Below are 18,103 nucleotides of genomic sequence, written 5' to 3' on the forward strand. Positions count from 1 at the left end.
GGGCGCCGCACCGGGGGATTCGGCCAGGGCGAGCGGACCGGGCGCGGGTGCCGCCGGCACGACGGCCGCGCGCAGAGCCGCGACGGTCGGTGCCGTCTCGGGGGCCGGCGGCGTCAGGGCGGCGACGGTCCGGCTCGCCTCCGGAAGGACCTCGCGGGTGAAGCCCGCCGCGTCGCGCCCCAGGGTCGGCAGCGGCGCCAGCATCCAGCCGAGCTCGGCCTGTGCCACGACCGACCGGGGCAGCGGGGCCTGGGCGGCCGGAGACGCGGGAACCGCCGTCTCCGCCACCGTCAGCCGGGCCTCCTCGCGCGGCGCCAGCCCGGCGGCGGCACCGATCCCGGCGAGCGCGGCGGCGATACCGATGAGCCGCCGGTTGCGGCGGCGACGGCGGAGGGAGCCCGGGGCGAGGCGACCGGACGAATACGCGACGAGGTCCATGCGGCCTGTACTCGATGGCTTGTCCCGCACGGGCCCGCCCGGCCGGCCGCCGGCGCACGGGTGCGCGGCGGGCCGGAGAGTTCGGCCGTTTAGGAAAGGATCAACCTTAAGCCCCCGTATTGAGCGGCCTCTTGGTTAATCCCGGCTAAATGACATCGAGAGAATCCGTAGAATTCATGGCGTCCTGATGGCGCGGGGCACGGGCGCTCCGCCGCGTCCCAAAATGCGACAGGGCGCGGTCCCTGCGGGAGACCGCGCCCTGTCGTCGTCCCGTGCGCCGCCCGCCGGGGCGCCGCCCTCACTCCACGGTGACGGACTTCGCCAGGTTGCGCGGCTGGTCGACGTCTTTCCCGAGGACCACGGCGGTGTGGTAGGCGAGGAGCTGCACCGGCACCGCGTAGACGATCGGCGCCACCACCGGGTCGAGGTCGGGCATCATCAGGGTGGCCAGCGTGTCGAGGCCGGCCGCGTCGGCGCCGCGCGCGTCGCCGATCAGCACGATCTTCCCGCCGCGGGCCGCGACCTCCTGCATGTTCGAGACGGTCTTCTCGAACGTGGCGTCGTGGGGCGCGATCACGATCACCGGCACCGCGTCGTCGATGAGCGCGATCGGGCCGTGCTTCAGCTCGCCGGCGGCGTAGCCCTCGGCGTGGATGTAGGAGATCTCCTTGAGCTTCAGCGCGCCCTCGAGCGCCATCGGGTAGGCGGTGCCGCGGCCGAGATAGAGCACGTCGCGGGCCTTCGCGATCTCGCGGGCCAGGACCTCGATCTCCTCCTCGCGCTTCAGCGCCTCGGCCATCAGGCCCGGCACCTTCATCAGCGCGTCGACGAGGCGCTTCTCTTCCGCCTCGTCGAGGGTGCCCCGCGACCGGCCCGCCGCGAGCGCCAGGCAGAGCAGCACCGTGAGCTGGCACGAGAACGCCTTGGTGGAGGCCACCCCGATCTCGGGCCCGGCGAGCGTCGGCACCACCGCGGAAGCCTCGCGGGCGATGGTCGAGGTCGGCACGTTGACGACCGCGAGCGTGTGCTGGCCCTGCGCCTTGGCGTAGCGCAGCGAGGCCAGGGTGTCGGCGGTCTCGCCCGATTGCGAGATGACGATGGTCAGACCGCCCTGCTCCAGCGGCGGCTCGCGGTAGCGGGTCTCGGAGGCGACGTCGATCTCGACCGGTAGGCGGGCGAGCTTCTCGAACCAGTACTTGGCGACGAGGCCGGCGTAGTAGGCGGTGCCGCAGGCGGTGATCGAGATCCGGCTGAGCTTCGCGAAGTCGAAGGGCAGCGCCTCCGGCAGGGCGACCCGGCCGGCGGCGAGGTCGACGTAATGGGCGAAGGTGCGGCCCACCACCTCCGGCTGGTCGTAGATCTCCTTCGCCATGAAGTGGCGGTAGTTGCCCTTGTCGACCAGGAAGGCCTGCGTGGCGATCTTCTGGCGCGGCCGGGCGACGACGTTGCCGGCGAGGTCGCGAATCTCGGCGCCGTCGCGGGTCAGGATCGTCCAGTCGCCCTCGTCGAGATAGGTGATCTCGTCGGTGAAGGGGGCGAGCGCCAGCGCGTCGGAGCCGAGATAGGTCTCGCCGTCGCCGAAGCCGACCGCGAGCGGCGCGCCGTGGCGGGCGCCGATCAAAAAGTCCTCCTCGCCGGCGAACAGGAAGGCGAGCGCGAAGGCGCCGCGCAGCCGCGGCAGGGCCGCCTCGACGGCGGCGACGGGGCCGAGGCCGCCGCGCATCAGGTGGCTGACGAGCTGGGCCACCACCTCGGTGTCGGTCTCGGTCTCGAAGACGCAGCCCTCGGCCTGGAGCTCGCCCTTCAATTCGCGAAAATTCTCGATGATGCCGTTATGGACCACCGCCAGGCGCTCGGTGGCGTGCGGGTGAGCGTTGATCTCGTTGGGCCGGCCGTGGGTGGCCCAGCGGGTGTGGCCGATGCCGATGGCGCCCGAGAGCGGGCTCTGCAGCAGCTTCAGCTGGAGGTTCGACAGCTTGCCCTCGGCGCGCCGGCGCTCGAGCTTGCCGGATTCCAGGGTGGCGATGCCGGCCGAGTCGTAGCCGCGGTACTCGAGCCGGCGCAGCGCGTCGACCACCTGTCCCGCCACGGCATTCCGGCCGACGATTCCAACGATCCCGCACATGCTCACCGCCTCAGATGTCGTTCGGCCGCGCGTCCCGGACCGGGACGCACGAGGCCATATGGGGGCGGTGGAGCAGATTTCCTGCCGGACCGCCCCCGCCACGCTCTGGGGCCGTTCTACCGGACCGGCCGGTCCCGAGGCGAGTCAACTTCCGTAACGGATTGTGACGGCCAAGGTTCGCGGCCCGGCTGCATCGTGCGGCGGTCGGGCGGAGCCTCCGCCCGGCCGAGCCCGTCAGGGCATCATCACGGTGTCGATGACGTGGATCACGCCGTTCGACTGCATCACGTTGCCGATCGTCACCCGGGCGGTGTTGCCCTTGTCGTCGGCGACGAAGAGCCGCTTGCCCTTCTGCATCACCGTCAGGTTGTCGCCCTCGACGGTCTTCAGCTCGGCCTGGCCGCCACCCTTCTTGACGAGGGCCGTCAGGTCCTGGGCGGTGTAGGTGCCGGGCACGACGTGATAGGTCAGGATCTTGGTCAGCGTCGCCTTGTTCTGCGGCTGGACCAGGGACTCGACCGTGCCGGCCGGCAGCTTGCCGAAGGCGGCGTTGGTCGGGGCGAAGACCGTGAACGGGCCGGGGCCGGCGAGCGTGTCGACGAGGCCGGCGGCCTTCACGGCGGCGACGAGCGTGGTGTGGTCCTTCGAGTTGACCGCGTTCTCGACGATCGACTTCGAGGCGTACATCGGCGCGCCGCCGACCATCGGGTTCTTCGCCTGGGCGGCCCCGGCGGTCGCCGCGAGGGCGAGGGCGAGAACCAGGGTGCGGGCGTGGGTCCGGATCGTCATGGGGTTCGTTCCGTCTCTCGTGTCAGCCCCGCTCTCGTCGGGGTCGAGGGCCGGTACGGAGGGCCGGACGGGAAAGTTTCGGGCGCCTCGCGATTTTTTCGTGCGCCCCCCGAATTTTCTAGCGCGCCTCCTCGCGCACCAGGCGGCCGCTATAGACCGCCGGGCCGGTCGGAGAGCCCGACGGCGAGCCGCCCGGCGGCTCCAGAGTGACCGCGAGGCTGGCTCCGTCGAGGAGCGCACGGTCGCCGGCCGGCAGCGGCAGCCGGGTGCCGGCCGCCTTGTGGACGAGGCCGAGCGAACGCGGGGCGCCGGAGGCCGGCACTACCCAGAGTTCGAGGCTGCGGTCGCGGGGCGCCTCGGCGGCGAGCGACCGGACCTGAACCGTGCCGGCCCGCGGATCGACCCGCACCACCAGAGCCGGCAGCTCCCCGCCCCGGTTCACCACCGCGAGGTACTGCGTCGTCTCGGGAGCCGGCGCGAAGCGCTCGACGGCGATGAACAGGGCGAGGCCGGCGGCCAGCGCCCCCGCCGCCAGGGCGGCGCGGCGCCAGCGCCGGAGCGCCGGTCGCAGATCGACGATCTGGACGGTGGGGCGCGGCGCCTGGCCGGGCAGTTGCGCGGCGATCCCGTCCCAGGCGCCGGGCGGCGGGGCGGCCTCCGGCACGGCCGCGGCCAGCGGGGCGAGGCGCGCCTCCCAGGCGCGCTCGGCCGCCTGGAGGGACTTAGAGCCGGCGCGCTCCCGCCGGTAGGCCTCGTGCTCTACCCGGCCCAGGGTGCCCAGCACGTACTCGGCGGCCCGCAGGTCGGCCTCGTCGGAAGGGGTGGTGTCGGACGTGCTCATGCGACGGCGTCCAGGCAGCCCCGCAGCGAGGCGAGCCCGCGATGCAGCCACGTCTTCACGGTGTTGACCGGCCGGTCGTAGCGGGCGGCCAGTTCCTCGCGCGACAGGCCCTCGCAATAGGCCAGCACGATGCAGTCGCGCTGCGCCGGCTCGAGCCGGCCGAGGCAGGCGAGGAGCGCGTCGCGGTCCAGGAACTCGGCCTCGCTGTCGCGCGGATCGGCGATGCGGGCGAGCCAGTCCTCCTCGTCGTCCTCGCCCGCAGGCATCGTCACCTCGCCCCTCCGGCGTACCAGGTCGATGGCGCGGTGGCGCGCGATCGCGGCGAGCCAGGCCATCGGCCGTCCCGCCTCCGGGGCGTAGCCCGCCGCGCCCTGCCAGACCCGCAGGTAGGCGTCCTGCAGCACGTCCTCGGCCGCGCCCCGATCCCGGACGATACGCAGGATCAGCCCGAAAAGTTTCGGGGCGGTCCGGTCGTAGAGCGCCCGCAGGGCGTCCTGCCGCCCGGTCGCGACCAGGGCGATCAGGTCCGCCAGGACCGCCGCCTCGTCGTCGGGCCGATCTCGGGTGAGGCGATCCTCGACGCGCACCATCGTTCCTGTCCCGGGGGCGCTCCGCGCCGCCCCCTCCGGAATGCTGCCATAGATCAATCGCGCCCGGCGGACCACCGGCACGATGGCGATCGCGAGCAGGCGGATCGCGGGCTACCGCTTCGTCGGCTTCGCCCAGCCGGCCTTCACCACCTGGCGGCCGCGGCCGATCGCGAGGGTGCCGGGGGGCACGTCGTCGGTGATGACCGAGCCGGAGCCGACGAAGGCGCCGTCTCCGACGGTCACCGGGGCGACGAGCGCCGAGTTCGAACCGACGAAGGCACTCGCTCCCACCACCGTGCGGTGCTTGTTCACGCCGTCGTAGTTGCAGGTGATGGTGCCGGCCCCGAGATTGGCCCCCGCCCCGATCTCGGCATCGCCCACGTAGGACAGGTGGTTGACCTTGGCGCCGGCCCGGATCGCCGCGTTCTTCACCTCGACGAAGTTGCCGATGCGGGCGCCTCGCTCAAGCACCGCGCCGGGCCGCAGGCGGGCATAGGGGCCGATCTGGACGCCCTCGGCGAGCGTCGCCTTCTCGAGATGCGAGAAGGCATGGATGGTGCAACCATCGCCGACGACCACGCCGGGGCCGAACACGACGTGGGGCTCGACCACCACGTCGCGGCCGAGCGCCGTGTCATGGCTGAAGAACACGGTCTCGGGGGCGACCAGGGTGGCGCCCGACAGCATGGCGTTCCGGCGCAGCCGCGCCTGCACGGTCGCCTCGGCGACGCTGAGCTGCACCCGGTCGTTGATCCCCTGCGCCTCGGCCTCGTCCACCGGCACCACCGCGACCCGGTGCCCGTCGGCCACCGCCAGCGCCACCGCGTCGGGCAGGTAGTACTCGCCGGCCGCGTTGGCGTTGCCGATCCGCTCCAGGAGCCCGAGGGCCAGCGGGCCCGAGAGGGCCATCAGCCCGGCATTGCTCAGGGTGACGCGGCGCTCGGCCGCGCTCGCGTCCTTCTCCTCGCGGATCGCCGTCACCCGGCCGTCCTCGACCAGCACCCGGCCGTAGCCGGCGGGGTCGCGGGCCTCGAAGGCCAGGACCGCGACCGCCGCCCCTTCGGCCAGCGGCGCGCGCAGGCGGGCATAGGTCTCGGCGGTCACGAGCGGCGTGTCGCCGAAGGCCACGACCACGTCGTCGGCGCCGGAGGCCAGGGCGGCGCGGGCCGCCAGCACCGCATGGGCGGTGCCGAGGCGCTCGGCCTGCGGGAAGGTCTCGGCGCCGGGGAAACCCGCGACAACCTCGGCGACGTCGTCGCGGCCGGGCTCGACCACCACGGCGAGGCGCCCCGCCCCGGCCTTCGCCACGGCGGCGAGCACGTGGGCGAGCATCGAGCGGCCGGCGATCGGGTGGAGCACCTTCGGCAGGTCGGAGCGCATCCGCGTGCCCTTGCCGGCGGCGAGGACGACGGCGAGGAGCGAGCGGGCCCCTGCGGGCGAGGAGGTGGTGGTCATCGGCGGCCCGTGGCGTGTGGCGGAAATCTGCCGCCCGTCTAGAGCAGCGCCCGATCGCTCCGCAACCGGACCCCGCTCCAGGTCTTCGCCGTCGGCTCACTTTCCATCGACGAACCGGGCCCCTTTCGCCGGACGACGCTCCAGCCGATCGACCCGCCGGGACATGCGCCGGCGCACCTCTCCCCAACGGCACCGGACGGGCGATTCTTAACCTCCGGTTCACGCCGGATCGTGGTAAACGGCCGGCGCCCCTTCGACCCGGTACGGTATCCCTGGCCTTGACGACCGAGCTTCCGCCCGCCCCGCCCCCCTGCCCCGACCTCGACCGACGCGCGATGCTGGCGCTCGCCGGAAGCGGGCTGACGCTCGCCGCGATCGGTGCCGCCCATGCGCAGCCGACGGAGCCGGCCCCCCTGTCGGACGGGCAGCGCTTCGATCCCGGCCAGGTGGTCGAGCTCGCCCGGGCGCTGGCGAAGAAGCCCTACGCCGCCCCGGCGGCGGACCTGCCGGACGCCTTCAAGAACCTCACCTACGAGCAATATATCGGCGTGCGGGCGCAACCCACCGCCCTGCTCTGGGCCGGCGAGGGCCGGGGCTTCGTGGTCGAGCCGCTGCACCGCGGCTTCGTTTTCACCACGCCGGTGGCGCTGCACGCCGTCGAGGACGGGGTGGTGCGCCGGGTCGGTTACGACCGCAATCGCTTCAGCTTCGGCAAGGTGGCGCCTCCCGAGGAGGGCCGCGACATCGGCTTCTCGGGCTTCCGGCTCTACGCGAGCTTCAACGGCGCGGCCCCCACCGACTGCGCGATCTTCCAGGGCGCCTCGTTCTTCCGGGCGCTCGCCGCCGGCCAGAGCTACGGCGTCACCGCGCGCGCCCTCACGCTGAAGCCCGCGGAGGCCAAGGGCGAGGAGTTTCCGCTGTTTCGCGCCTTCTGGCTCGAGCGGCCGGGGCCGGGCACCGGCCAGATCGTGATCCACGCGCTCGTCGATTCCGAATCCGCCACCGCGGCGATGCGCATGACCCTGCGCCCGGGCGACGCCACCATCGTCGACGTCGAGGCGACGTTGTGCCCGCGCACGGCGCTGGAACACGTCGGAATCGCCGGCATGACCGGCGCCTACCTGTTCGGGCCGACCGACCGCCGCGGCGTCGACGACGCCCGCTCGGCCGCCCACGAGGTCGACGGGCTGCAGATCCGCAACGGCTGGGGCGAGGCGATCTGGCGCCCGGTGCAGAACCCCGAGACCCTGCAGATCTCCGCCTTCATGGACCAGGACCCGAAGGGCTTCGGCCTGGTCCAGCGCGCCCGCGCCTACGGCGACTACCAGGACGACGTGCAGCGCTGGGAGAAGCGCCCGAGCCTGTGGATCGAGCCGCTCGGCAGCTGGGGGCCGGGGGTCCCGCAGCACGGCTGGGGGGCCGGCGCGGTCCAGCTCATCGAGATCCCGAGCGAGTCCGAGGTCAACGAGAACATCCTGGCCTACTGGCGGCCGAAGGAGCCGGTCGCCAAGGAGACCGCCTTCAGCTACCGCCAGTTCTGGTGCTGGAGCGTGCCGGGCGCACCGCCGCTCGCCGCCTGCTCGGGCACCCGGGTCGGCAAGGGTGCGGGCGGCAAGCGCCGGCTCTTCCTCGTCGACTTCACCGGCGAGGCGCCGTTCGCTGAGGGGATGGACCCCAACGCGCTGCAGCTCGCGCTCGGCACCGCCCCCGGCACCCTGGCGCGCCAGCGGCTCTACGCCTACCCGGAACGCAAAACCCTCCGGGTGGTCTTCGAGCTCGATCCCGGCAACGACACGTCCTGCGAGCTGCGCCTGGTCGTCAAGGCCGGCGACAAACCCGTGACTGAGACATGGCTGTACCGGTGGACCCCGTGACCCTCGACCTCGACGCGCCGTCGCGCGCCATGCCGAATCCCGCCCCGGTCGCCCCGGTCGCCCCCGCGGTCCCGCCGGAATCGCCCCTCGCCATGCCGGTGCAGGACCTGACCCGGTGGTCGGACGCCGACGCCCACCCGGTGCCGGGCCGCCGGTCGCCCTGGGGCGCCCGCGCCTTCGTGTTCGGCGGCGGCGCCCTGCTCACCGCCTACGGCGCGGTGCAGATGTACGAGGTCGTGTCGGTCGCCGGCTCGACGACCTGGCTGCAGTGGCTGCTGCTCGCGCTGTTCGCGCTCAACTTCTCGTGGATCGCGCTCGCCTTCACCTCGGGCCTGCTCGGCTTCCTGGCGCTCCTGCGCCGGCGCCGGCCGGAGGTCCAGGCAGGCCCGCTGACCACCCGCACCGCCGTGGTGATGCCGGTCTACAACGAGGCCACCGCCCGCACCTTCGCGGCGGTGGAGGCGATCCGCGACTCGATCGAGGCGACCGGCGAGGGCGCGGCCTTCGACTACTGGATCCTGTCGGATTCGACCCAGGCCGACGCCTGGATCGCCGAGGAGCGGGCCTATCTCGCGTTGCGCGCCCGCCTCGGCGAGGGCGCGCGCCTCTACTACCGCCACCGCCAGAAGAACCACCACCGCAAGGCCGGCAACATCGCCGACTTCGTGACCCGCTGGGGCGGGCACTACGACCACATGCTGGTCCTCGACGCCGACAGCCTGATGAGCGGCGACTGCGTGCTGACGCTCGCCCGCGCCATGGAGGCGGATCCGGATTCCGGCATCATCCAGTCGCTGCCGCTCATCATCAACCGCAACACCCTGTTCGCCCGGGTGCAGCAATTCGCGGCGCGCATCTACGGGCCCGTCATCGCCACCGGCCTGGCGCTCTGGTCGGGCCGCGACGGCAACTACTGGGGCCACAACGCGATCATCCGCACGCGGGCCTTCGCCGACCATTGCGGCCTGCCCGACCTCTCCGGCAAGCCGCCCTTCGGCGGCCACGTGCTGAGCCACGACTTCGTCGAGGCGGCCCTGATCCGGCGCGCGGGCTGGAGCGTCTACATGCTCCCCGAGCTCCAGGGCTCCTACGAGGAGAGCCCGCCCTCGCTGATCGACGTCGCGATCCGCGACCGGCGCTGGGCGCAAGGGAACCTGCAGCACAGCCGGATCATCGGCACGGCGGGCCTAAAGCTCGCGTCGCGCCAGCACTTCGCCACCGGCATCGCCGGCTACCTCGCCTCGCCGCTCTGGGCGGCGCAGCTGGTCGTCGGCATCGCGCTCGCCCTCCAGACCGCCTACATCCGCCCCGAATACTTCTCGACCGAGTTCCGCCTCTACCCGGTCTGGCCGCGCTTCGACCCCGTCCGCGCGCTCCAGCTCTTCGGGATCACCATGGCGATCCTGCTCGCGCCGAAGCTGTTCGGGCTGATCCTTGGCCTCCTCGACCGCGAGGTGCGCCGCGCGAGCGGCGGGGGGGTGCGCCTCGTGCTCTCGGCGCTGATCGAGACCCTGCTGTCGGCGCTGATCGCCCCGATCGCGATGCTGGTCCAGTCCGGCTCGGTGATCCAGATCCTGCTCCGGCGCGATGCCGGCTGGAACCCGCAGCGGCGCGACGACGGCTCGATCCCGCTCGCCGACATCGTGCGCCGGCACCGCTGGCACACCATCCTGGGGCTGGTCGCCGGCATCTCGGCTTTCGCCATCGCCACCTCGCTGTTCCTCTGGATGTCGCCGACGATCCTCGGCCTCGTTCTGGCGATCCCGATCTCCTGGGCGAGCGGGCAGCTCTTCCTCGGCCTGGCGCTCAAGCGCGCCGGCCTGCTGATGACGCCCGAGGAGCGCGAGCCCCCGGCGATCGCGACCGCCGCCAAGGCGATCGAGGCGCGCAACGCGGCGCTCGGCTACGACGACGCCGACGGCCTGCGGGCGCTCCATGCCGATCCGGACCTCCAGGCCGGCCACCTCGTCTTCCTGCCCCCGGCCGAGCGCCGGTCCCGCGGCGCACCGCAAGCGGACCACGTCATGGCCCAGGCCAAGGTGGTGGAGGCCGAGACGATCGACGAGGCGGCCGACTGGCTGAACGCCAAGGAGAAGATGGTGCTGCTGCACGACCGGGCGCTGCTCGACCGGCTGGCGCGGCTGGGCGGATGATCCATCGCCACCCCGTCCGGGTCGGGACGGGGTGGCGCGGGGCGCGCTCAGAACCGGCACCGCATCAGCACGGCCGGGAACCGGACCGTGTCGCCCATCGGGATCTCCCGCCGCTCCAGCGCGTGGAAGCCGAGGGCGCGGTAGAACGGTTCGGCGTTGAGGCTGGAATAGCACTCGAAGACGCAAAAGCCGCGGCCTCCGGCCTGGCTTCGGCACGCGGCGAATAGGCTGCGCCCGACGCCGCGCCCGGTCCGGGCCGGGTGCACGGCGAAGTGGCGGATATGGCCGAGGCCGGGCTCGACCTCGCCGGTCCCGGGCCGCTCCGGCGTCCAGCCTCCGACCCCGACGACCTCGCTCGAGACTTCCGCCAGATGGACACTGCCGGAGGCGAGCAGGGCCGGATTGGCGTAAACCATCAGCGGCAGCGCCCGGGCCAGCATCGCGGCATCGTAGGAGGCGTTCATCAGGACCGGGTCGCTCGCCGTCAGAACCGCCGTCACGGCATCGGATGACTGGGCGAGACAAACGGCCACCTTCTGCGACATCGGGATCGTCCTCGTCGGGGGTGACGGTTCATGCGGCCGCCTTCTCCCACTCCATCACCAGGAACCACGGCACGCGGGCGTAGCGCGCGACCTTCGCCGGGTCGCCGCCCTGCGGCATCGGCTCGCCGAAGTGCCGCAGGACCAGTCCCTGTCCGAGCAGAAGGCCCATGTACAGCGAGAGCGGCCGGTGCCAGTTGCGGACGCGGATGCCGTGCCACTCCGCCCATTCCGCCCGCTCCTCCGTGTAGCGGTCGATCCGGAAGCGCCGGTGCCCGTCGGGATCCTCGGCCCAACCGCCGGCGGTGGCGAAGCCGTTCAGGTTGGCGATCAGGAGCGTGCCGCCGGGGGCGAGCACCCGGGCCATCTCGGGAATCGCCGCACGGACATCCGGGATGTCGATCAGCGTCAGGTAGCTCACCACGAGGTCGAAGGCTCCGTCGGCGAAGGGCAAGGCCTCGGCGCGGCCCGGGACGTAGGTACCGGTGGGATCGCGGTCCCGCGCGCGGCGCAGCAGAGCGTCGGTCGGATCGATCCCGACGGTCGCGACCCCGAGGTCCTGCATCCGGCGGCAGAAGCGGCCCTCGCCGCAGCCGACGTCGAGGGCCCGGCGAAAGCCCCTCCCCGACAGCCGGGCGAGCATCGGCGCGTCGAGCACGCTGGCGCGGCCGAAATCGCCGGTCTCGCCCATATCGGCGATCCAGGCGGCGGCGGACTCGTCCCAGCCGTTGCTCATCGCGGACCTCGCTGATTCCGTCGGGGAGAATCCCCCATGGCAGATTCCCCGAGGGCAGAGTTTCGCACGAGCGATCGGGCCTGCCACCTCCCGGGTGACGCCCCGCCTCCGGTCGATTATCGATAATTCATGACGACAGCCAAAGACGAACCGATTGCCGTGCGCATCAGCCGGGCCCTGGCCGAGCGTATCATTGCGGGAACGCTGGCGGCGGGATCGCGCCTGCGCCAGGACGCGATCGCGGACGAGTTCGGCGCCAGTCACGTCCCGGTGCGGGAGGCCTTCCGCCGCCTCGAAGCCCAGGGGCTGGTGGTGAGCGAGCCGCGCCGCGGCGTTCGCGTTGCCGGCTTCAGCCCCGACGAGGTGCGCGAGGTCGCCGAGATGCGCGCCGCCCTCGAGGTGCTGGCCCTGCGCCATGCCGCCCCGCACCTCACCGCGGCGATCCTCGACCGGGCCGAGGCGGCGACCAGGGCCGGCGACCGTGCCGGCGGCGACGTGCAGGCCTGGGAGGAGGCGAACCGCAGCTTCCACCGCCTGATCCTCGCTCCCTGCGGCATGCCACGCTTGCTGAAGACCATCGACGACCTCCAGGCGGCGAGCGCCCGCTTCCTGTTCGCCGGCTGGCGCGCCGAGTGGGAGGCGCCGACCGACCGCGACCACAGGGCGATCCTGGTCGCCCTGCGGGCCGGCGACCTCGATGCCGCGGCGGCGGTCCTCGCCCGTCACGTCCAGTGGGTCGGGCACCGTCCCGGCCCCACGGCCGCCCGCCAAGCCGGCTGATCGAAAATTATCTATTATCTATCGTCATTATTGCATTTGATGCGCCACTGTGGATCTCTGCCGTCGTCGAGTCGATTTAATTATCTATAAAAAGGAGATCCCGATGACCGCCCTCGTCGTCGGCGCCGCGCCCCTGCGCGCCGCCCGCAGCCTCGCCGTCGTCGTCGCCGGCGTGCTGCTCGTCACGCTCGCCGCCAAGGTGCAGATCCCGTTCTGGCCGGTGCCGATGACGCTGCACACCCTCGCCATCATGGCGCTGGCCGTGGGCCTCGGACCACGCTTTGCCGTCGCGACGATGCTCGGCTACCTCGCGGCGGGCGCCGCCGGCCTGCCGGTCTTCTCCGGCACGCCGGAGCGCGGCATCGGGCTCGCCTACATGGCGGGACCGACCGGCGGCTACCTCGCGGGCTACCTTCTCGCCGCCGGGCTGACCGGGGCCCTCGCCGCCGGCCGCGGCCTCCTCGGCCGGGTCGCCGCGATGCTGGCTGGCCTCGCAGTGATTTACGCCCTCGGCCTCGCCTGGCTGGCGCTGTTCGTGCCGGCCGACCGGGTCATCGCCCTCGGCCTCCTGCCCTTCCTCCTCGGGGATCTCGTCAAGATCGGCCTCGTCGCCGCCGGGTCCTCGGTCCTGCCGGGCCTGCGCCGGGTCCTCGCCCGATGAGCGCGGCGATCGGCAGTCCCGAGGACGGAGCGATCCGGCACGACTGGCGCACCGACGAGATCGTGGCGCTGCACGACCTGCCGCTCCTGGAGCTGGTCGGTCGCGCCAACGCGGTCCACCGCCGCCACAACGATCCGAACCGGATCCAGCGGGCGAGCCTCTTGTCGGTGAAGACCGGCGGCTGCCCGGAGGATTGCGCCTATTGCCCGCAATCGGCGCATCACCGCGAGGTCGACCTGACCCGCGACCGGCTGATGGACCCGGCCGTCGTGCTGGCCGAAGCCGCCCGCGCCAAGGCGGCGGGGGCCGACCGGTTCTGCATGGGGGCGGCCTGGCGCCAGGTGCGCGACGGCGCCGAGTTCGACGCGGTGGTGGCGATGGTCGAGGGGGTGCGGGCGCTCGGGATGGAGGCCTGCGTCACCCTCGGCATGCTCAAGGCCCACCAGGCCGCGCGACTGGCCGAGGCCGGACTCACCGCCTACAACCACAACCTCGATACCGGCCCGGATTACTACGACCGGATCGTCACCACCCGGACCTACCAGGACCGGCTCGATACGCTCGCGACGGTGCGGGAGGCCGGCATCGGCCTGTGCTGCGGCGGCATCGTCGGCATGGGCGAGGCGGTGGCGGACCGGGCCGGATTGCTGCGGGTGCTCGCCGGGATGGCGCCCCATCCGGAAAGCGTGCCGATCAACGCCCTGGTCCCGGTGGAGGGAACGCCGCTCGCCGCGCGCCCGCACATCGATCCCCTCGATCTCGTGCGCATGGTGGCGACGTCGCGCCTCGTCCTGCCGGGCTCGATCGTCCGGCTGTCGGCGGGCCGCTCGCAGCTGGGGCGGGAGGCGCAGATCCTGTGCTTCCTCGCCGGCGCGAACTCGATCTTCGCCGGCGACACCCTGCTGACCACTCCGAACGCCGAGCCGGACGAGGATGCGCTCCTGTTCGCCGCCCTGGCGCCCCGGAGCGGGGCCGCGGCGGTGCCGGTCTGACGGAGCGAACGTCCGACGGCGGCGCACGTGGAGCGCCGCCGGTTTCCTCCGTCCCTCGACACGACGATGTTTGCCGCGCCCGGCTTGCGACCCGGGCGTTGTGCGGCGTAATCTTGGCGCGATCTTGATTCGCGAGGCTTCGATGAGCGTCACCGCCCATTTCATCCCGCCGATCCATCCCGACACCGTGACGATGTCGATCGCCGGCTACCTCGCCGCCGCCGTGCTCTGCGCCGACCGCCGGGCAGTCGCTCAGGCGGCCAGCCGCGGCCGGTCCTGACGGTAGCTCTCCATCAGCCCTGCGGGGATCGTTTCCAGCACCGCATCGACCGCGGCCTCGCTCGCCAGCGCCCGGGCGAGGTCGCGCGCCTCTTCCCGGGCCGCCTCGGCATCGAAGCGGTTGAGCAGGGCGACGATGGCGTGCGCCTCCGCGAAGGGCAGGCGCTCGCAGGCCGTGACCGCCCGCTCGATCATCCGCCGCGACAGGCCGGCGGCTCCGCTCTCGCGCAGGCCGGTCGCCTCCTCGTGCCAGGCCGACATCGCCGCCGCGAAGGCGGGCTCGAGGGCGGCCGGCAGGCCGGCCCGGCGGTAGAGCGCCGCCATCCCGCTGCCGCGGGGATCGTGCAGCAGCCCGGCGACCCGGCCCGCAGTGAGACCCGAGAGGTCGGTCAGCGCCGCCTCGGTGAAGGCCATCCGGCCCGACAGCATCGCCCGCAGGATCAGGCCCGGGGTGAGCTGGCCGGCCTGGCGCAGGTAGGTGACGAGCCGCGCGAGGTCGGCGCGGTCCGAGCCCTCGGCGAGGCCGAGCGTCGTGCGCTCCCGCGCCTCCCGGGTGACCCGCTCGCTGCGCTCGGGCGAGAGCCAGCCGCACCCGGTGACGAAGGCCGAGAGCGCGCTCGCGAGGCGGGCGGTCACCGCCTGGCGCACGTCGACCGGCAGGTCGGACCGGGCGAGCAGCGCCTCGCGCAACGCCGCGTCGTCGCCGTGGCGCTCGACGATCCGCATCAGGCTGTTGCGGGTGATCTGCGCGCCCGGATTGGCGGCGAGCGCCCGCAGGGCCCTGGTGCCGGCGATCTCGGCGAGCGCCCCGCACAGCATCGGCGACAGGGTGGGCCGGTTCGCGATGGCGATCCGGCCGGCCTCGTCGCCGACGGCGGCGCAGTCGACGAGGTCGGCGTCGGACAGGACCGGCGAGCGGGCGAGCACGAGGCCGGCGATCTCGGCCTGGTCCTGGGCGAGCGCGACCACCAGGGCGCGGGGCGCCTCGGCGGCGTTGGCGCAGGCCTCGGCGAGCGCCCGGCGCACCAGCGGCGAGGGGTCGTCGAGGAGCGCCGTGATCGCGGTCTTGGCCTCCCAGCGGGCGGCGGCGTCGAGGTTGGCGTAGAGGTAGGCGCGGGCGAGCGACGAGGCCGCCTCGGCCCGCCGGCCGGCGGATTCGTGCTGCGTCCAGAGCAGGAACTGGCGGATGATCATCGGCGCGGCTCCGTGGCGACGGTCAGGACTGGGACGGTGGGTCAGGATTCGAGCGACGTCGGACCGAGGGCGGCGGAGCGTCCGCGCCCACCGTATTCCGGCGGTCGCGGCGGCGGCAGCGGCACGCCGTCGGCGGCGTCCGGCGTCGCGGGCGCGGCGGCCGGCAGGGTGACCGAGACCGAGGCCGCGGCGACCAGCGGCCGCTCGGAGGAGCGCGGGAAATAGCTCTGCGCGGCGTTGCCCCCGCCCCCGCTTCCCCGGTTGCCCCACAGCCGCGCGACGCTGTCGGAGACCGGGCCGCGGCGGGCATCGGTCTGGAACAGGGTGCCGATGCCGCTGCCGGCCTCCGGGGCGTAGGCGGTCGGCGCGTTGGCCTGGGCGACCAGCGTCGAGGCCGGCGCCGGGCTGCCGGGGCTGGTGCCCAGCACGGCGTAGAGCTCGGAGGCGCTGCGGGCCCGGCCGGCACGGTCGTAGAACAGGCCGCGGTTGCCCGACGCCGCGTCGGGCAGGTCGGCGGCGGCCGAGCGACCGGGGGCGGTCTCGGCGTTGCGGATCAGGGTCAGCGCGCCGCGCACCCCGAGCAGATGGGCGGCGTAGAGATCGGCCTTGTTCGGCTCGCGTCCGAGCGCCGCCGAGAGCGCGTCGGCGTTGCGGCGGGTGAGCGCGCCGGCCATCGCGGAGGCGACCTCCGGGTCCCGGCGCAGGTCGAGGATCGCCTGCCGGGCGGCCGGGTCGCTCACGGTGTAGCCGCCCGAGCCCCGGGCCGTGATGGCGTCGGCGTACGAGCCGAGCCCGAGGGACGGGCCGTCCTGCTTCATCACCCCGAGCCAGGTCTGCTCGATGAACTGGAACAGGCCCGTGGCCGAGGACGAGCCGGCCTTGGCGCTCGGGTTCAGGCTCGATTCGCGCTGCGCCGTCGAGAGCAGGTATTCGAAGGCCGCCCCGGTCTTCTCGGCACCCTGGCGGATCGCGTCGATCACCGGGTTGCCCGTCCCGGTGCGGCCGGCCCCCGAGGCTCCGGGCCCGGTCGATCCCTGCGAAGGCGTGCTGCTGAACAGGAACATGGCGGCCCGCTGGAGCGGCACCGCGACGCGCGGGCCGGCTCTCTCATGGGCCGCAGGATGCTGGCGTTATGGTAAAGAAAGGTTGAAGCGGGCGCCTCGGCGTCAGTCCCGCACAAACCGTGCCCGAATCCGGCAGGTTGCACGGTCGGCGGTGGCCCCGCGCCGGGCGGCACGGGGCCCCGGCCTCACCGCCGCGGCACGTCGCCCCCGCCGGCCGGGCGGCGCATCTCGAAGCGGTTCTCGGACTCGACCGTGAAGTAGTCGAAGTAGCCGCCGCGCATGATCGGGCGCATCGCCCCGGTATCGACCCGGCCCTCCGGGGTGACGAAGCGGTCGTCGATGTACATCGACACCACCTGGCCGATCACCATGAAGTAGGCCGCCTCGCCGCCATCGGCCGGCACCAGCGGGATGGTCTGGAGCCACTTGCATTCGAGGGCGGCGGGCGCGTCCGCGACCCGCGGCGGGCGGACCTTGCGCGAGGGGGCGGTGGCGAGGTGGGCGAAGTCGAACTCGCTCTCGCCCCGCGGCAGCGGCGCCGAGGACTGGTTCATCCCCTCGCGGGTGTCGAATGTGGCGAGGCTGCACACGAACTCGCCGCCCTCCTCCGCGAAAGTGAGCGCGTCCTTGCGGCCGAAGGACGAGAACATCACCATCTCGGGGTTGTCCCCGATGCCGTTGAAGAACGAGTAGGGCGAGAGGTTCAGCGCCCCGGAGGCGCCGATCGCGCTGACCCAGCCGATCGGGCGGGGCGCGACCAGCGCCTTGAACGGGTTGTGCGGCAGGGTGCGGGTCTCGGCGTCGTAATGCATCGGCGGCCTCTCTCGGCGGCGGCCCGTCGCTCGCGGGCTCGCCGCCGCCAGTTAGAGCATCCCGGGGCCCGGCGTCAGTACCGGGTGACGATCTCGGCGAGCGCCGGGCGCGGCCGGTCGGGGGGCACCTGCCCGGCCCGGCCGACATGGACGAAGCCCGCCAGGCGCTCGGTCGGGTCGAGGCCGAGCGCGTCGAGGATGCGGCGGTCGTAGGCCATCCACTCGGTGAGCCAGGCCGTGCGGAACCCCAGGGCATTGGCCGCCACGGTCAGGTTCATCGCTACGGCCCCGGCCGAGAGCACCTGCTCCCAGTCGGGGATCTTGGCGTGCGGCCCGGCCCGCGACACGATCGCGACGACGAGCGGCGCGTGGGCGAGGCGCCTGGCCTCGAGGGCGAGGCGGGCCTCGTCGGCCTCGGGGTGGTCGGCCCGGTAGGTCTCGGCGATCACCCGGCCGATGCGCTCCCGGCCCTCGCCCTCGATCAGGACGAAGCGCCAGGGCGCGAGCTTGCCGTGATCCGGCACCCGGGAGGCGGCCGCCAGGATGGCGTCCAGCTCCTCCGGCGAGGGGCCGGGGCCGGCGAGCTGGATCGGCGGAACCGAGCGGCGGGTGTGGAGAAGGTCGAGGGTCGCGTTCATCTCGGCTTCAGTGGCTTGAGCTACATCGTGCGGGACGGTGGAGGAGCGGCTGCCATCCTGGCGCCCCGATGCCCCCTTTAAGCACCATTCCGCCCCGGTCGGCCACGGCCGGGCCGTGACGAGACGCCCCGGGGCCCTCC

At 73.3% G+C, this 18,103-nt stretch carries 17 protein-coding genes and 1 pseudogene; 6 read left to right on the forward strand and 12 right to left on the reverse strand.

The features are described 5' to 3' along the window. The 6 genes and pseudogenes from HPY23_RS02670 to glmU form a co-directional block, all read right to left on the reverse strand. Positions 1-438, reverse strand: a pseudogene (locus tag HPY23_RS02670) (hypothetical protein); the annotation flags it as partial. Positions 439-736: 298 nt separating this feature from the next. Next, a complete protein-coding gene (gene glmS / locus HPY23_RS02675) occupies positions 737-2,563 on the reverse strand; it encodes a glutamine--fructose-6-phosphate transaminase (isomerizing) (RefSeq protein WP_091889476.1) in 1,827 nt (608 codons plus the stop codon). A gap of 234 nt (positions 2,564-2,797) precedes the next feature. Continuing rightward, positions 2,798-3,352: a fasciclin domain-containing protein gene (locus tag HPY23_RS02680; protein ID WP_091889474.1), complete on the reverse strand. Its 555-nt coding sequence runs from the start codon at positions 3,350-3,352 to the stop codon at positions 2,798-2,800. Positions 3,353-3,470: 118 nt separating this feature from the next. Further along, a complete protein-coding gene (locus tag HPY23_RS02685; RefSeq protein WP_091889472.1) occupies positions 3,471-4,193 on the reverse strand; it encodes an anti-sigma factor in 723 nt (240 codons plus the stop codon). Next, complete coding sequence (locus HPY23_RS02690) at positions 4,190-4,783, reverse strand: sigma-70 family RNA polymerase sigma factor (RefSeq protein ID WP_060846462.1); 594 nt, start codon at positions 4,781-4,783, stop codon at positions 4,190-4,192. Before HPY23_RS02690 ends, HPY23_RS02685 begins: the two co-directional genes overlap by 4 nt. A gap of 111 nt (positions 4,784-4,894) precedes the next feature. Continuing rightward, entirely contained in the window at positions 4,895-6,238 is a 1,344-nt protein-coding gene (gene glmU, locus HPY23_RS02695; protein WP_091889470.1) for a bifunctional UDP-N-acetylglucosamine diphosphorylase/glucosamine-1-phosphate N-acetyltransferase GlmU, read from the reverse strand. 335 nt (positions 6,239-6,573) lie between these two features. Between glmU and HPY23_RS02700 the strand changes: the two genes are divergently transcribed. After that, the gene (locus HPY23_RS02700; protein WP_091889468.1) at positions 6,574-8,112 is read left to right on the forward strand and encodes an OpgD/OpgG family glucan biosynthesis protein; all 1,539 of its coding nucleotides are present in this window, start codon (positions 6,574-6,576) and stop codon (positions 8,110-8,112) included. Positions 8,113-8,141: 29 nt separating this feature from the next. Then, positions 8,142-10,265 (forward strand): glucans biosynthesis glucosyltransferase MdoH, encoded by a 2,124-nt coding sequence (mdoH, locus tag HPY23_RS02705; protein WP_200602105.1) that lies wholly within the window; start codon positions 8,142-8,144, stop codon positions 10,263-10,265. Between the two features lie 47 nt (positions 10,266-10,312). Here the strand turns inward: mdoH and HPY23_RS02710 are convergent, their stop codons facing one another. Together HPY23_RS02710 and HPY23_RS02715 are read right to left on the reverse strand one after the other, a co-directional pair. After that, positions 10,313-10,810, reverse strand: coding sequence for a GNAT family N-acetyltransferase (locus tag HPY23_RS02710; protein ID WP_091889466.1), 498 nt, complete (start codon positions 10,808-10,810; stop codon positions 10,313-10,315). 28 nt (positions 10,811-10,838) lie between these two features. Further along, on the reverse strand, positions 10,839-11,543 hold the full coding sequence (locus tag HPY23_RS02715; RefSeq protein ID WP_091889464.1) for a class I SAM-dependent methyltransferase: 705 nt from the start codon (positions 11,541-11,543) through the stop codon (positions 10,839-10,841). A gap of 129 nt (positions 11,544-11,672) precedes the next feature. Between HPY23_RS02715 and HPY23_RS02720 the strand changes: the two genes are divergently transcribed. The 4 genes from HPY23_RS02720 (at position 11,673) to HPY23_RS02735 (ending at position 14,256) form a co-directional block, all read left to right on the forward strand. After that, positions 11,673-12,323 (forward strand): GntR family transcriptional regulator, encoded by a 651-nt coding sequence (locus tag HPY23_RS02720; protein ID WP_091889462.1) that lies wholly within the window; start codon positions 11,673-11,675, stop codon positions 12,321-12,323. A 103-nt stretch (positions 12,324-12,426) separates the two neighbouring features. Beyond that, the gene (locus HPY23_RS02725; RefSeq protein ID WP_091889460.1) at positions 12,427-12,984 is read left to right on the forward strand and encodes a biotin transporter BioY; all 558 of its coding nucleotides are present in this window, start codon (positions 12,427-12,429) and stop codon (positions 12,982-12,984) included. Beyond that, entirely contained in the window at positions 12,981-13,976 is a 996-nt protein-coding gene (bioB, locus tag HPY23_RS02730) for a biotin synthase BioB (RefSeq protein WP_091889458.1), read from the forward strand. Before HPY23_RS02725 ends, bioB begins: the two co-directional genes overlap by 4 nt. Before the next feature lie 142 nt (positions 13,977-14,118). After that, on the forward strand, positions 14,119-14,256 hold the full coding sequence (locus HPY23_RS02735; protein WP_167543904.1) for a hypothetical protein: 138 nt from the start codon (positions 14,119-14,121) through the stop codon (positions 14,254-14,256). On the opposite strand, the gene HPY23_RS02740 is transcribed toward HPY23_RS02735, so the two are convergent. The 4 genes from HPY23_RS02740 to HPY23_RS02755 form a co-directional block, all read right to left on the reverse strand. After that, positions 14,229-15,449, reverse strand: a complete 1,221-nt coding sequence (locus HPY23_RS02740; RefSeq protein WP_091889456.1) for a DUF2336 domain-containing protein — start codon at positions 15,447-15,449, stop codon at positions 14,229-14,231. The two genes, HPY23_RS02735 and HPY23_RS02740, sit on opposite strands and share 28 nt — an antisense overlap. Positions 15,450-15,490: 41 nt before the next feature. Beyond that, the gene (locus HPY23_RS02745) at positions 15,491-16,429 is read right to left on the reverse strand and encodes a transglycosylase SLT domain-containing protein (RefSeq protein ID WP_418888675.1); all 939 of its coding nucleotides are present in this window, start codon (positions 16,427-16,429) and stop codon (positions 15,491-15,493) included. 269 nt (positions 16,430-16,698) lie between these two features. Next, positions 16,699-17,325, reverse strand: a complete 627-nt coding sequence (locus HPY23_RS02750) for a flavin reductase family protein (RefSeq protein ID WP_060846470.1) — start codon at positions 17,323-17,325, stop codon at positions 16,699-16,701. A gap of 74 nt (positions 17,326-17,399) precedes the next feature. Beyond that, positions 17,400-17,963 carry a nitroreductase family protein gene (locus HPY23_RS02755; RefSeq protein ID WP_060846471.1) on the reverse strand — a complete coding sequence of 188 codons (564 nt, stop codon included), beginning with the start codon at positions 17,961-17,963 and terminating at the stop codon, positions 17,400-17,402. Between the last annotated feature and the right edge of the window lie 140 nt (positions 17,964-18,103).

It is taken from the genome of Methylobacterium ajmalii (assembly GCF_016613415.1).
Lineage (GTDB): Bacteria > Pseudomonadota > Alphaproteobacteria > Rhizobiales > Beijerinckiaceae > Methylobacterium > Methylobacterium ajmalii.

Bases quoted from the DNA above. Each gene is read 5' to 3' on its own strand.
- glmS (WP_091889476.1), bottom strand. From the start codon at position 2,563: ATGTGCGGGATCGTTGGAATCGTCGGCCGGAATGCCGTGGCGGGACAG.
- HPY23_RS02680 (WP_091889474.1), bottom strand. From the start codon at position 3,352: ATGACGATCCGGACCCACGCCCGCACCCTGGTTCTCGCCCTCGCCCTC.
- HPY23_RS02685 (WP_091889472.1), bottom strand. From the start codon at position 4,193: ATGAGCACGTCCGACACCACCCCTTCCGACGAGGCCGACCTGCGGGCC.
- HPY23_RS02690 (WP_060846462.1), bottom strand. From the start codon at position 4,783: ATGGTGCGCGTCGAGGATCGCCTCACCCGAGATCGGCCCGACGACGAG.
- glmU (WP_091889470.1), bottom strand. From the start codon at position 6,238: ATGACCACCACCTCCTCGCCCGCAGGGGCCCGCTCGCTCCTCGCCGTC.
- HPY23_RS02700 (WP_091889468.1), top strand. From the start codon at position 6,574: ATGCTGGCGCTCGCCGGAAGCGGGCTGACGCTCGCCGCGATCGGTGCC.
- mdoH (WP_200602105.1), top strand. From the start codon at position 8,142: ATGCCGAATCCCGCCCCGGTCGCCCCGGTCGCCCCCGCGGTCCCGCCG.
- HPY23_RS02710 (WP_091889466.1), bottom strand. From the start codon at position 10,810: ATGTCGCAGAAGGTGGCCGTTTGTCTCGCCCAGTCATCCGATGCCGTG.
- HPY23_RS02715 (WP_091889464.1), bottom strand. From the start codon at position 11,543: ATGAGCAACGGCTGGGACGAGTCCGCCGCCGCCTGGATCGCCGATATG.
- HPY23_RS02720 (WP_091889462.1), top strand. From the start codon at position 11,673: ATGACGACAGCCAAAGACGAACCGATTGCCGTGCGCATCAGCCGGGCC.
- HPY23_RS02725 (WP_091889460.1), top strand. From the start codon at position 12,427: ATGACCGCCCTCGTCGTCGGCGCCGCGCCCCTGCGCGCCGCCCGCAGC.
- bioB (WP_091889458.1), top strand. From the start codon at position 12,981: ATGAGCGCGGCGATCGGCAGTCCCGAGGACGGAGCGATCCGGCACGAC.
- HPY23_RS02735 (WP_167543904.1), top strand. From the start codon at position 14,119: ATGAGCGTCACCGCCCATTTCATCCCGCCGATCCATCCCGACACCGTG.
- HPY23_RS02740 (WP_091889456.1), bottom strand. From the start codon at position 15,449: ATGATCATCCGCCAGTTCCTGCTCTGGACGCAGCACGAATCCGCCGGC.
- HPY23_RS02750 (WP_060846470.1), bottom strand. From the start codon at position 17,325: ATGCATTACGACGCCGAGACCCGCACCCTGCCGCACAACCCGTTCAAG.
- HPY23_RS02755 (WP_060846471.1), bottom strand. From the start codon at position 17,963: ATGAACGCGACCCTCGACCTTCTCCACACCCGCCGCTCGGTTCCGCCG.